This is a genomic window from Marinobacter sp. F3R08 (assembly GCF_018860425.1).
Classification (GTDB): Bacteria; Pseudomonadota; Gammaproteobacteria; order Pseudomonadales; family Oleiphilaceae; genus Marinobacter.
In genome coordinates this window covers 50912-64308 of record NZ_JAHKPI010000005.1, presented here as the reverse complement: position 1 = coordinate 64308, position 13397 = coordinate 50912, and the positions used below count along the sequence as shown (strand labels likewise).

Here is a 13397-nt window from a genome sequence, read left to right as displayed (position 1 = left end):
CGGCTGAATGAAAATTGAAAGAAACATGCACGTACAAAAAAGTTTAGGGTCGAGGCTAGCGATGTTCAGAAAACTCAATGTATACGTCAGCGTGGTTGCTTTTGGGTTGTTCTCCGGCCTGGCCAATGCGGTCACGCTGGAAGACGTGTCGTTTTCGTCGCTACCGGGCGAGCGGCTTGAAGTTACACTCCAGTTTGATGGGACGCCTCCGGAACCTTCCGGATACACCGTTGAACGCCCTGCTCGCATTGCGGTTGACCTTCGGGACACGACCAGCGGTCTGGACAGTCGCAGCGTGCCACTGGGTTCAGGTAATGCCCAGAGTATGACGGTGGTGGAAACCAAAGATCGTACCCGGTTGATTTTTAACCTGGTTGAGTTGACACCTTACGATACCGTTCGTTCCGGCAACTCTCTGATTATGACAATCGGTGGGCAGACTGACGGTGTTGCGGTGAGTTCGACCGCTCCTCAGCCCCAAACTGTCTCATCTTCGAGCTCAACTTCGTCTAACGCCCTTGCCGGAGTGGATTTCCGCCGTGGCAAGGACGGTGAAGGCCGTGTGCTGGTTGATCTCGGGAGTTCCAGTGCGTCGGTGGACCTGACCGAGCGTGCCGGCAAGATCCGCCTGACAATGGATGGGATTGAAGTTCCCTCGGATCTTCGTCGCCGGTTGGATGTGACAGATTTTGCCACGCCGGTCACCCGCATCGACACCTTTGTTGAAGATGGGAATGCGGTCGTTGAGATCAGTCCGGAAGGGAACTACGACTATATCGCTTACCAGTCTGGCAGCGAGTTTACGGTCAGTGTCGAGGAGCTGAGCCAGGAAGAAGCTGATTCCCGCAGGGAAGAGAAGTTCCCGTACACCGGTGACAAGCTGTCTCTGAACTTCCAGGATATTGAAGTCCGTTCGGTTCTGCAGTTGATTGCTGATTTTACCGGGTTGAACCTGGTGGCCAGTGACACGGTCGGTGGCAGTATTACGCTGCGTCTTCAGAACGTACCCTGGGACCAGGCACTGGAACTGATCCTAAAGACCAAAGGGCTTGATAAGCGCCAGATCGGTAACGTTCTGCTGGTAGCGCCTGCGGATGAGATCGCTGCACGGGAGAAGCTGGAGCTGGAAACCAGCAAGCAGATTGCTGAACTGGCACCTGTGCGTCTGGACATTGTTCAGGTGAACTACGCCAAGGCGGCTGATATTGTTGCCTTGATCAAAGAAGACGAAGAGCTGATCTCTGATCGTGGCTTCGTGTCTTCCGACGTTCGAACAAACACCATCAGTGTTCGTGAGACTGCGGATAAGCTTGAGGAAATTCGCAGATTGGTGTCGACCTGGGATGTTCCTGTGCGTCAGGTGTCTATTGAGGCGCGTATTGTTCGGGCCCAGACCAATGTCGCTGAAGATCTGGGGGTTAGCTGGGGCGGCGCAGCCTATGATGTCAGCGGGGACAATGTGTTCACCGTTGGTGGTTCTCAAAGTGCTGTAGAAGAAGCCAGGCAGGCTGCCGGTGGAACCAGCAACACCATCACTTTCCCGGGCGCACTTGCGGTGGATCTTGGTGTTACTGACGACGGTGCTTCTTCTTTTGCCATAGGCTGGGGTAGCGATAACTTCCTGGTTGATCTTGAGTTGTCCGCTTTGGAAAGCGATGGCAAGGCAGAAGTGGTTTCCCAGCCAAGGGTGGTGACTGCCGATCGTCAAACGGCATCAATCAAGTCAGGTGAAGAAATTCCCTATCAGGAGGCCACCTCCAGCGGTGCAACCAACATTGAGTTCAAAGAGGCCGTTCTCTCACTGGAAGTAACGCCTCAGATTACGCCTGATGACAAAATCATCATGGACCTGGTGGTGAATCAGGATTCCAGAGGCGAAGTCACGGCTGGTATTCCGTCTATCAATACAAACTCTGTCACAACTCAGGTTTTGGTGGGCAATGGCGAAACCGTAGTCCTTGGCGGTATCTTCCAGTCTGAGGTCGCAACTCAGACGACCAAGACACCGTTCCTTGGTGATATTCCCTACCTGGGGCGCCTTTTCAAGCGTACAGAGCACATTGACGAGCGTAGTGAGCTGTTGATCTTCATTACACCGAAGATCATCAAGAACGACTTGCTCCGTTAATCGTTCAGATCGAAAAGCCGCCGCGTGAAACCGGCGGCTTTTTTGTGCCTGAACGATGCCTGGGGTTATTCCTGAACTTATGCAATCCCGGGCCCTGTGATATTCTCACCCGCCTGAACAAAACTGAGCGGAAGTTATGTCTTTGCCGAAACGCGTCATCCTGGTTGGCCCCATGGGAGCAGGGAAAAGTACGATTGGTCGGATGCTTGCCAAAGAGCTAGGTTATCGTTTTCTCGATTCTGACCGCATAATAGAAGAGCGATGTGGGGCCAACATCCCGTGGATCTTCGATGTGGAGGGGGAGGACGGATTCCGTTCAAGAGAAACCGCCATGCTGGATGAGCTGTCTCATGAACATAATACGGTACTGGCTACCGGAGGTGGGGCCGTCATGCGTCCGGAAAACCATCCTATCCTCAAGAGGGATGCGACGGTCATCTATCTGAAAACGTCCATAGAGCAACAGGTAGAGCGCACACGCAAGGATCGAAACAGGCCTTTGCTTCAGAATGACGACCCGGAAGCGGTCTTGCGGAAGCTCTTCTTGATCCGTGACCCCCTTTATTCGAGTTTGGCAGACATCATCATGTACACAGACAGGAAAAGCCCGAGGCTGGTTGTGCGTCAACTGGTGAATCGACTGAATCCGAAAACACCACGTCATAAAAGGCAGATCCGAAAGGAAGGGCGTAATCATGTCTAATCTGTTTCGCGAACTTTCAGTAGAGCTCGGTGAGCGCAGTTATCCCATTTTTATCGGCCCGGACCTTCTTGGGAGCATGGACATGTCACCTTATGTGTCCGCGGCACAGGTAATGATAGTGACCAACGAGACGGTCGCACCGCTCTATCTTGAGCGAGCAAAGGCCTGTTTTCCGGGCAAACGGATTGATACTGTCATCCTGCCGGATGGCGAAAAATTCAAGGACTGGCAGAACCTTAACCGCATCTTTGATGCGCTTCTCGAGCAGCGGCATACCCGCAGAACCACACTCGTTGCCCTGGGCGGCGGTGTTATCGGAGATATGACCGGTTTTGCTGCCGCATGCTATCAGCGAGGTGTTCCGTTCATTCAGATTCCCACGACACTGCTTTCCCAGGTGGATTCGTCGGTTGGTGGTAAAACCGGTATCAACCACCCCCTTGGCAAGAATATGGTGGGTGCGTTTCATCAGCCGCAGTCGGTTCTGATCGATACATCTAGCCTGAAGACATTGCCGCCGAGGGAAGTGTCAGCGGGGCTGGCGGAAGTGATCAAATATGGGCTGATTCGCGATCATGATTTTCTTGTCTGGCTTGAAGAAAATATGGAGTCGTTGATCAGACTCGAACCGGAGCCTGTTGCCGAGGCTATCTTCAGGTCCTGTGCCTGTAAGGCCGAGATTGTTGCTATTGACGAACACGAGGGTGGGATCAGGGCGATACTGAATCTTGGGCATACCTTCGGGCATGCGATAGAAACCTATTCAGGTTATGGTAACTGGCTCCACGGCGAAGCGGTGGGAACCGGAATGCTGATGGCGGCGGAGTTGTCCGCTCTTGAGGGGATGATTAGCCGTTCCGATTATGACCGGATAAGACGTCTGATCCTGAGTGCCGGGTTGCCGGAAAAGCCGCCAGCTGGAATGACCGCAGAGGACTTTATGTCCCTGATGGCTGTTGACAAGAAAAACGTGGATGGGCGTCTCAGGCTTGTCCTGCTTCGTTCGGTCGCTGATGCGGTGGTCACCTCAGAGGCGAGCCCCGAAAACCTGGCCTTAACCTTTGCCCGTTTTTGCAGCTAGAAAGACAGTCAGCTTGATGGCTTTGATGAGTTGGTAGCAGACCAGTAGACAAGGAAGACCCGTGACTGAAGAAAGCTTGAGCAGTCTTGAAGGTGGCGGACTGTTTCCGAGGTTGCAACAGCGCTTCGGTCTGCGCGCCAATCCCCTGGAAATGGAGAACCCGTTTTTTCCAGATGCAATGCGTCATCATGCACTGGAGGCGTTACGCCACCTCTGCGGTTTTGGTGATATGGCGCTGCTGTTGACGGGGGCGGCCGGAGCGGGCAAAACGCGGATACTTGCAGAGCTGGTAAGAAGTGAATCATCCCGGCTGGATTTTCATCGGATTCCTGCCGCTGCTCTGACGGGTGCCCAGGCCCTGGCCCGGGATCTGAAATCGGTTGCCGGTCCAGGTCTTGGCGCGGAGGACAACCCGAGAGACCTGGTTTATCATTTCTTCAGGTGGTCGGAGTCCCGGGTCAGAAAGGGGCAGCGCATGATCCTGTTGATTGACGACGCGGATCGGGTGCCGGTTGAATTGCTCAGGCTCATTCTCTCTGCCTATCTGGCTTCCGAGCGGGGGTCTTCGGCGGTGCCGGTTTTTGCGGGAACCGATAATCTGGTGCAGATGCTGGCTCTTGACGATGCCTCGACCAGCGTTCATCAAATTCACCTTCGCCCACTGACGCAGGACGAGATTGTTGCCTATCTGGAGCCAAGGGTTCATGCGGCAGGTGGTAAGACGCAAGAGCTGCTCAATCCTGCCCGTGTGTCGAAAATTCATGCTCTGAGCCAGGGTAGTTTCGCGCGGTTGAAACGGGTAACCCCGGGCGTCTGGCTGGATATGGTGGCTCTGTCGACGCAGAGTCATTCTGTGAAAATTCCCATTAAGCGTTTTGTCTGGCCCGGATTGGCTCTGTTACTCCTTGCGGGTTCCTGGTGGTTTGTATCCCGCCAGTACGATGCGTCGGTTGCCGACGTGCCGGCCCAGTCCTCTGAGCCGGTACGCCGGAGCATCACCATTGGCCCGGAAACCGGGGATGCCGCGTCGGCAGTTGATGAGACGGGACCCGAACCCGGCAACCCGGGGGCAGGGCCGGTCATGGGGTCGGAGGCGGTGGAGTCAGAGTCCGTGCCAGAACCGGCGCCAAAGCTTCAACCCGAGCCAGAGCTTCAACCTGTGCCTGAGACAGTGCCAGAGCCTGAACCAGAACCGGCGCCTGAACCTGAACCAGAGCCTGAACCGGAACTTGAGCCTGAACCGGAACTTGAGCCTGAACCAGAACCGGCGCCTGAACCGGAACCGGAACCGGCGCCAGAGCCAGAGCCGGAACCTGAGCCTGAGCCCGGCTTCGTTCCCGCCGATGCGGCGCATTATGTTGCGCTGGAGCAGATCCGAGCCCGGGAGGGCTGGACGATTCAGTTGGTCGCCGGAAATCTGGAGCAGACTGTTTTGAATGTCATATCTCGTCACCCAGAGCTTGATGAACTGGTGTACACCAAAGGGGAAAGACAAGGTCAGGCCTGGTTTATGGTATTCTATGGCGAATTCCCGACCCGGGAGGCGGCAAGAGCCGCAGTATCCAGCTTGCCCGAGGAGCTGGCTTCCCGGTCGCCTTGGGTTCGTACGGTTGACAATTTATAAGGTGCCGTTTCTGGCGCTAACTTGTTGTTACGTAACCTAGTCGGCTGGTAATTCCTTTTTTGGCTTTCCACAATAACTCAACGCCGATTTGAGTACGTATTTCTACGTGTGTAAAATAGCCAGCCCCCATTTTCAGTGTCAAAGGGTGGATGAGCGGCCTTGTGCCAATTAACTCTTTGATTGAAAAGCATTTCTACGCGAGAGAACGCTTATGATGACAGGTTTGTATCATCCCGATGAATTCAGGGACAACTGCGGATTTGGTCTGATTGCCCACATGAAGGGCGAGGCCAGCCACAAGTTGTTGCAAACTGCCATCGAGTCTCTGACCTGCATGACCCACCGAGGTGGTATTGCTGCAGATGGCAAGACCGGCGATGGTTGTGGCTTGCTGATCCAGAGCCCGGATGGCTTTCTGAAGAAAGCCGCAAAGGCAGCTTTCGGCAAAGAACCCGGCGATCTCTTCGCCGTGGGCCAGGTCTTCCTGAGCCCGGATGAGACCAAGGCTGCCGCTGGCCGGGCTGCCGTTGAGAAGCGCCTGACAGAACAGGGTCTGGACATCATGGGCTGGCGTGAAGTTCCGGTCGATGACAGTTGCCTTGGGCCTATGGCTCTGGATTGCCTGCCTCGGATTGAGCAGGTCTTTGTGGTGCCTGCCGGCAAAGAAGAACGTGAGTTTGCGATCAGCCTGTTTGTCGGACGCCGACACGCAGAAAGCGACATGGCTGACGATTCGGAGTTCTATATTTGCAGTCTGTCGCACCGCACGCTGGCCTACAAAGGTTTGATGATGCCGGCGGACCTTGCGAACTTCTACAAGGATCTGGGTGACCCGGATCTGGAAACGGCCATTTGTGTGTTCCACCAGCGTTTCTCTACCAATACCATGCCGCGCTGGCCGTTGGCCCAGCCGTTCCGGTACCTTGCCCATAACGGTGAAATCAACACCATCGACGGTAACCGGAACTGGGCGATTGCGCGCGCTGCAAAGTTCAGTTCCCCGGAACTGCCGGATCTGCAGACTCTGCAGCCTCTGGTCAATTTGACCGGTTCCGACTCCTCAAGCATGGATAACATGCTCGAGGTGCTGCTTGCGGGTGGCGTTGACCTTTTCCGAGCGGTCCGGATGATGATTCCGCCGGCCTGGCAGAATGTTGACAGCATGGATTCAGAACTCCGGGCGTTCTATGAATACAACTCCATGCACATGGAGCCCTGGGATGGTCCTGCAGGGTTGGTTATGTCTGACGGGCGTTATGCCGTCTGTATGCTTGACCGGAACGGTTTGCGCCCAGCCCGGTGGGTAATCACCAAAGACGATTTCATAACCCTGGCTTCGGAAATCGGTACATACGGGTATCAGCCTGACGACGTGGTTGCCAAAGGCCGTGTCGGCCCGGGCCAGATGCTGGCGATTGATACCGAGTCCGGTGAGGTTCTGCATACCAAGGATATTGATCAACGCCTGAAGACGTCTCAACCGTACAAGCGCTGGCTGCGCGAGAATGCGCTGCGGGTTGAGACCACGCTGAATCAGGACACCCCTGATTTCAGGTTGATGGATGCGGAGGAACTTCTGGTCCACCAGAAGATGTTTATGGTTTCGTTCGAGGAGCGTGATCAGGTCTTGCGTCCGCTGGCTGAAAATGGCCAGGAGGCGGTCGGCTCCATGGGTGACGATACGCCGATGGCGGTCCTTTCAAGTAAAGTACGTCACGTGGCGGACTACTTCCGTCAGAAGTTTGCCCAGGTCACCAACCCGGCGATCGATCCTTTGCGGGAAGCGATTGTCATGTCTCTGGAGACATGCCTGGGAGCCGAGCGCAACGTGTTTGAGGAAACCGCAGACCATGCGGACCGAATCATTCTGACGACACCGGTATTGTCTCCGGCCAAGTTCCTCAAGATTGCCAACAATGACCGGCCAGGCTTTGAAGTGGCGCGTATTTCCATGAGTTATCGTCCCGAACAGGGGCTGGAACAGGCTGTGCGTGAGGTTTGTGCTCAAGCCGAACAGGCGGTCCGCGATGGTAACGTGCTGCTGATTCTTACCGATAAAGACCTGAAGGAAGGCGAGTTGCCTGTTAATGCCCTCATGGCGACCGGCGCCGTTCATCACCATCTGGTCCGGCAGGGGTTGCGTTGTGACTCCAACATTATCGTCGAGACAGGTTGGGCCCGGGATCCCCATCACTTCGCGGTGCTCTTCGGCTTCGGCGCGACTGCAGTCTATCCTTATCTCGCCTATCAGGTGCTGAACGATCTGATCCGCACGGGTGAAGTGCTGATGGATCCGATTGATGCGAAGAACAATTATCGTAAGGGCATCAATAAGGGGCTGTTAAAGATCCTTTCCAAAATGGGGATCTCTACCATCACCTCTTACCGTGGCGCTCAGTTGTTCGAGGCAATCGGTCTGTCGGATGATGTGGTTGATCTGTGCTTCAAGGGTGTTCCGAGCCGGATCCAGGGTGCCAGTTTCTTCGATTTTCAGCAGGATCAGGAGCAGTTGGCGTCGATTGCCTGGAAGCCTCGCAAGCCCGTTATGCAGGGTGGCCTGTTGAAATACGTTCATGGCCAGGAATACCATGCCTTCAACCCGGATGTCGTGGGTAAGTTGCAGGAAGCCGTGACCAGTGGTGACTACGGTCATTACAAGGAGTACGCGGGTCTGGTCAATGAGCGCCCCGTCGCGACCCTGCGGGACCTGCTGGGCTTCCGGAGCGATATCAAGCAGATCGACCTCTCCGAAGTTGAGTCGGTTGAGAACATTTTCCCGCGCTTTGACTCGGCGGCAATGTCTTTGGGGGCGCTGTCGCCGGAGGCTCATGAAGCCCTGGCGGTTGCCATGAACACGCTGGGCGGGCGTTCGAACTCCGGTGAGGGCGGTGAAGACCCTGCCCGTTACGGCACGGAAAAGCGTTCAAAGATCAAGCAGGTTGCATCCGGTCGTTTCGGCGTTACGGCTGAGTATCTGCGTAGCGCCGATGTTATGCAGATCAAGGTGGCTCAGGGTGCGAAGCCCGGAGAGGGCGGCCAGTTACCGGGCGGCAAGGTGAATGATCTGATCGCTCGTCTGCGCTATTCGGTGCCTGGCGTGACGCTGATCTCGCCACCGCCGCATCACGATATCTACTCCATTGAGGATCTGGCCCAGTTGATCTTTGATCTCAAGCAGGTCAATCCTCAGGCTCTGGTGTCTGTGAAACTGGTCTCGGAGCCTGGTGTTGGTACCATCGCGGCCGGTGTTGCCAAGGCTTACGCCGACCTGATTACCGTCTCCGGTTACGATGGTGGCACGGCAGCTAGCCCGCTGACTTCAATCCGTTACGCCGGCTCTCCCTGGGAGCTGGGCCTGACCGAGACCCAGCAAGCCCTGCGGGCCAACGATTTGCGTGGCAAGATCCGTCTGCAAACCGATGGCGGTATTAAAACCGGTCTGGATGTAGTGAAAGCGGCCATTCTGGGTGCTGAAAGTTTTGGTTTCGGTACTACGCCGATGGTGGCGCTGGGTTGCAAGTACCTCCGGATTTGCCACTTGAACAACTGCGCTACCGGTGTTGCCACCCAGAATGACCATCTGCGCGAAGAGCACTTCAAGGGCACGGTGGAAATGGCCATGAACTTCTTCCGCTTTGTGGCTGAGGAAACCCGCGAGTGGATGGCGAAACTGGGCGTGCGCAGCCTGGAAGAGCTGATTGGGCGTGTTGATCTGCTTGAGCGGTTGCCAGGTGACACGGAGCGCCAGAAGAAACTGGATCTGAGTCGCCTGGTTTCCAACGACCACATTCCGACTGACAAGCCACAGACCTGCCAGGTTGAGCGGAATCATCCGTTTGACGAGGGAGCACTTGCCGAGCAGATGGTTCGTGACATGGCAGCGGCTCTCAAAGAGAAGAGTGGTGGTGCCTGGTCCTACAAGGTAACTAACTGTGATCGCTCCATTGGTGCCCGATTGTCCGGCGAAATCGCCGCACTGCACGGGAACCAGGGCATGGTTGATGCGCCGGTTACCCTGGATCTTACGGGCACCGCTGGCCAGAGCTTTGGTGTCTGGAACGTGGGCGGCCTCAACCTGATCCTCGAGGGTGATGCCAATGACTACGTAGGCAAGGGCATGACCGGAGGAAAACTGGTGGTCAAGCCGCCCCGTGGCAGCGTTTTCAAGACCCAGGAAACCTCTATTATTGGTAACACCTGCCTGTACGGCGCAACCGGAGGCAAACTCTTTGCTGCTGGAACCGCGGGCGAACGCTTTGCTGTTCGTAATTCTGGCGCCCATGCTGTTGTGGAGGGTGCGGGAGATCACTGTTGCGAATACATGACCGGCGGCCTGGTGACGGTTCTTGGCTCTATCGGGCACAACTTTGGCGCGGGCATGACCGGTGGTTTTGCCTATGTCATGGATCTCAATAACACCTTTGTGGACAGATATAACCATGAATTGGTGGAGATTCAGCGGATTTCCAGTGAGGACATGGAATCCTACCGAAACCATCTGCGCGGCGTGATCCGGGAACACATTTCGGAAACCGGCAGTGAGTGGGCTGAGCACATTCTTGAGAATTTCGACGACTACATCGGCCGCTTCTGGCTGGTGAAACCCAAGGCTGCCAATCTGCGCAGCTTGCTGGCCAGCACCCGGGCACGCCCGGAATAAGGCCTCGGATTAAGGGTTCGGGGTGAGCAGAGTGACTGCCACCCTTGTCGAAATCGAGTTGATGAGAGCGTCATAATGAAAGAACGACTGAGTAACGACTTCCAGTTTGTGGAGGTAGGGCGAGTTGACCCGAAGAAGGTGCCTGCCAAGAAGCGAAAAAAAGAATTCGGTGAAATCTACCACCAGTTCACTGCCGACCATGCGTCGTCACAGGCGCATCGGTGTCTTGAGTGCGGTAACCCGTATTGCGAATGGAAATGCCCGGTTCACAACTACATCCCGAACTGGCTCAAGCTGGTTTCCGAAGGCAACATCATGCGTGCCGTCGAACTGTGTCACCAGACCAATTCCCTGCCCGAGGTGTGTGGCCGGGTTTGTCCGCAGGATCGTCTGTGCGAGGGTGCCTGCACACTGAATGATGGCTTTGGTGCGGTCACCATCGGGTCTGTAGAGAAGTACATTACCGACACCGCTTTCGCACTTGGCTGGAAGCCGGATATGTCCTCGGTTAAGTGGACCGACAAGAAGGTTGCGGTTATCGGTGCCGGTCCTGCCGGTCTGGGCTGTGCGGACGTTCTGGTTCGCAATGGTGTCAAGCCGGTGGTGTTTGATATCTATCCGGAAATCGGTGGTCTGCTGACCTTCGGTATCCCGGAGTTCAAGCTGGAAAAGTCGGTCATGTCCCGTCGCCGTAAAGTGTTTGAAGAAATGGGTGTGGAATTCCGCCTGTCCACTGAGGTGGGCAAGGACGTCCAGCTGCAGGGTATCATTGACGAATATGATGCCGTCTTCATGGGCATGGGCACCTACACGTACATGAAGGGTGGGTTCCCGGGTGAAAATCTGCCCGGTGTATATGATGCACTGCCATTCCTTGTGTCCAACGTGAACCGCCGTCTTGGCTTTGAGAAAGACGAGGCGGACTTTATTGATATGAAAGGCAAGCGAGTTGTTGTTCTGGGCGGCGGAGATACCGCCATGGACTGCAACCGAACGTCTATCCGTCAGCAGGCCGAAAGCGTCACCTGTGCCTACCGTCGGGACGAAGCCAATATGCCGGGCTCGCGCCGGGAAGTGGCCAACGCCAAGGAAGAGGGGGTGAAATTCCTTTTTAACCGGCAGCCTATCGCCATCATTGGTGAAGATCAGGTCGAGGGCGTTAAAGTGGTCCAGACCCGTCTGGGTGACCCCGATGAAAACGGCCGTCGTCGACCGGAAGTGGTACCGGGTAGTGAAGAGGTCATTCCTGCCGACGCGGTTCTGGTCGCCTTCGGGTTCCGTCCGAGCCCGGCCGAGTGGTTCGATGAACTGAAAGTGAATACTGACGATTCCGGCCGGGTGACAGCTCCCGAGGAAGCTGAGTTCATGTTCCAGACCAGCAACCCGAAAATCTTTGCTGGCGGTGACATGGTCCGGGGCTCGGATCTGGTCGTAACCGCTATCTGGGAAGGTCGTAAGGCTGCCGAAGGCATCATGGATTACCTGGACATCTGATTGCAGGATTGATTCTGATCATAAGGGCGGTTTCCTTAGGGAAAGCCGCCCTTTTTTATTCGCACAAACCGGGTATTATGGCTTCCCGTCACACTTTCTCCATTGTACAGAACACACTGGACCTTCTATGACCGAGCTGAAGAATGACCGTTTCCTGCGCGCGCTGATGCGCCAGCCCGTTGACCGAACACCGGTATGGATGATGCGCCAGGCAGGTCGATACCTGCCGGAATACCGCGCGACGAGAGCCAGGGCGGGCGACTTCCTCAGTTTGTGCAAGAACACGCCTCTGGCCTGTGAAGTAACTCTGCAGCCTCTTGAGCGGTTTCCTCTGGACGCGGCTATTCTGTTTTCCGACATCCTGACCATCCCGGATGCCCTTGGCCTGGGCCTGTACTTCGAAACCGGTGAGGGGCCAAAATTCCGCAACACGATTCGTTCTGAGGCGGACGTCGCGGCGCTGCCGAAGATCAATGCAGAGGTGGATCTGGACTACGTCATGAATGCGGTGTCCACCATTCGTGGCGCCCTGAACGGTAGTGTGCCCCTGATTGGTTTTTCCGGTAGTCCGTGGACCTTGGCCACCTATATGATTGAAGGCGGTTCTTCAAAGGATTTCCGGGAAGCGAAGAAGCTGATGTACGGCCAACCTGAGGTCATGCATCGATTGCTGGACCATCTGGCGGATGCGGTGATCGACTATCTGAATGGTCAGATCAAGGCTGGCGCTCAGGCGGTCCAGATCTTCGATACCTGGGGAGGCGTGCTGAGTAGCTGGGCCTATGAGGAGTTCTCACTCCGTTATATGAAGAAGATCGTCGCAGGTCTGATTCGTGAAAATGAGGGGCGCCGGGTGCCGGTCATTCTGTTCACCAAGAACGGCGGGCAGTGGCTGGAATCCATTGCCGATTCCGGTGCCGATGCTGTGGGCCTGGACTGGACCACGGACATTGGCAGTGCTCGCGCCCGTATCGGCGATCAAGTGGCTCTTCAGGGCAATATGGATCCTGCCATGCTCTACGCGCCGCCCGAGCGGATCCGGCAGGAAGTGGCGGATATCCTGCGGCGGTTTGGTTCCGGTGCCGGCCATATCTTCAACCTTGGCCACGGCATTACACCGGATGTGGATCCGGAGCACGCCAGGGCATTTATTGAGGCGGTTGTTGAGTTAAGCCCGGAATACCACCGCTGAGCCTTTGATTCCGTCGATCGGATCAGGGCGCGCGAGGCGTACCCTGATCCGGAATCCCTTCAACCCGAAAACTCCTCTGGATGCAATCTTCTGTCCGGTCTATAGTCAGTTAAAACAAGACGGTCAAACAGGAGCATTCACTTGCCCACCAAGACTTCCGAAAAACGCCGATTCCACCGGATCGAATTCGACGCGCCGTGCGAGCTTCACTGTCAGGAGTTGGTCTGGAAGACCGAGGTACTGGATATATCCTTGAAAGGCGTTCTGGTCAAGCGACCGGAAGAGTGGGATGTGCCGCTAAAGCAACCCTGTGAAGTGATTGTTCACCTCAACGACGATGAGGCGGGCATTGTGATGGCTGTAGAGCTGCGGCATGTAGAGCCGCACAGACTTGGGTTTACATGTCAGTACATTGACCTTGAAAGTGCGACCCACCTGAAACGCCTCGTTGAGCTGAACCTGGGTGACCAGGCGTTGCTCGAACGAGAGTTTGCCCATCTTATCGAGTAAGCGCG

At 55.8% G+C, this 13397-nt stretch carries 8 protein-coding genes; all 8 read left to right on the top strand.

All coding sequences use genetic code 11. From position 1 onward, the window contains the following. Positions 1 to 61: 61 nt before the first annotated feature. The 8 genes from pilQ (at position 62) to KO499_RS01090 (ending at position 13392) form a co-directional block, all read left to right on the top strand. Positions 62 to 2128, top strand: coding sequence for a type IV pilus secretin PilQ family protein (gene pilQ, locus KO499_RS01125; RefSeq protein ID WP_215981922.1), 2067 nt, complete (start codon positions 62 to 64; stop codon positions 2126 to 2128). Positions 2129 to 2264: 136 nt separating this feature from the next. Then, positions 2265 to 2831, top strand: a complete 567-nt coding sequence (gene aroK / locus KO499_RS01120; protein WP_228339710.1) for a shikimate kinase AroK — start codon at positions 2265 to 2267, stop codon at positions 2829 to 2831. Then, positions 2824 to 3912 carry a 3-dehydroquinate synthase gene (gene aroB / locus KO499_RS01115; protein ID WP_215981921.1) on the top strand — a complete coding sequence of 363 codons (1089 nt, stop codon included), beginning with the start codon at positions 2824 to 2826 and terminating at the stop codon, positions 3910 to 3912. The genes aroK and aroB overlap by 8 nt, the downstream gene beginning before the upstream one ends. 61 nt (positions 3913 to 3973) lie before the next feature. Then, the gene (locus KO499_RS01110) at positions 3974 to 5536 is read left to right on the top strand and encodes an AAA family ATPase (RefSeq protein WP_215981920.1); all 1563 of its coding nucleotides are present in this window, start codon (positions 3974 to 3976) and stop codon (positions 5534 to 5536) included. Positions 5537 to 5747: 211 nt separating this feature from the next. After that, complete coding sequence (gltB, locus tag KO499_RS01105) at positions 5748 to 10196, top strand: glutamate synthase large subunit (protein WP_215981919.1); 4449 nt, start codon at positions 5748 to 5750, stop codon at positions 10194 to 10196. A 75-nt stretch (positions 10197 to 10271) separates the two neighbouring features. Further along, entirely contained in the window at positions 10272 to 11690 is a 1419-nt protein-coding gene (locus KO499_RS01100; protein WP_215981918.1) for an FAD-dependent oxidoreductase, read from the top strand. 127 nt (positions 11691 to 11817) lie between these two features. Continuing rightward, positions 11818 to 12882, top strand: coding sequence for a uroporphyrinogen decarboxylase (gene hemE, locus KO499_RS01095; protein ID WP_215981917.1), 1065 nt, complete (start codon positions 11818 to 11820; stop codon positions 12880 to 12882). 141 nt (positions 12883 to 13023) lie between these two features. Beyond that, positions 13024 to 13392 (top strand): PilZ domain-containing protein, encoded by a 369-nt coding sequence (locus KO499_RS01090; protein WP_215981916.1) that lies wholly within the window; start codon positions 13024 to 13026, stop codon positions 13390 to 13392. The last annotated feature ends 5 nt before the right edge of the window (positions 13393 to 13397 follow it).

Coding starts and splice junctions, on each gene's coding strand:
- pilQ (WP_215981922.1), top strand. CDS start 62: ATGTTCAGAAAACTCAATGTATACGTCAGCGTGGTTGCTTTTGGGTTG.
- aroK (WP_228339710.1), top strand. CDS start 2,265: ATGTCTTTGCCGAAACGCGTCATCCTGGTTGGCCCCATGGGAGCAGGG.
- aroB (WP_215981921.1), top strand. CDS start 2,824: ATGTCTAATCTGTTTCGCGAACTTTCAGTAGAGCTCGGTGAGCGCAGT.
- gltB (WP_215981919.1), top strand. CDS start 5,748: ATGATGACAGGTTTGTATCATCCCGATGAATTCAGGGACAACTGCGGA.
- KO499_RS01100 (WP_215981918.1), top strand. CDS start 10,272: ATGAAAGAACGACTGAGTAACGACTTCCAGTTTGTGGAGGTAGGGCGA.
- hemE (WP_215981917.1), top strand. CDS start 11,818: ATGACCGAGCTGAAGAATGACCGTTTCCTGCGCGCGCTGATGCGCCAG.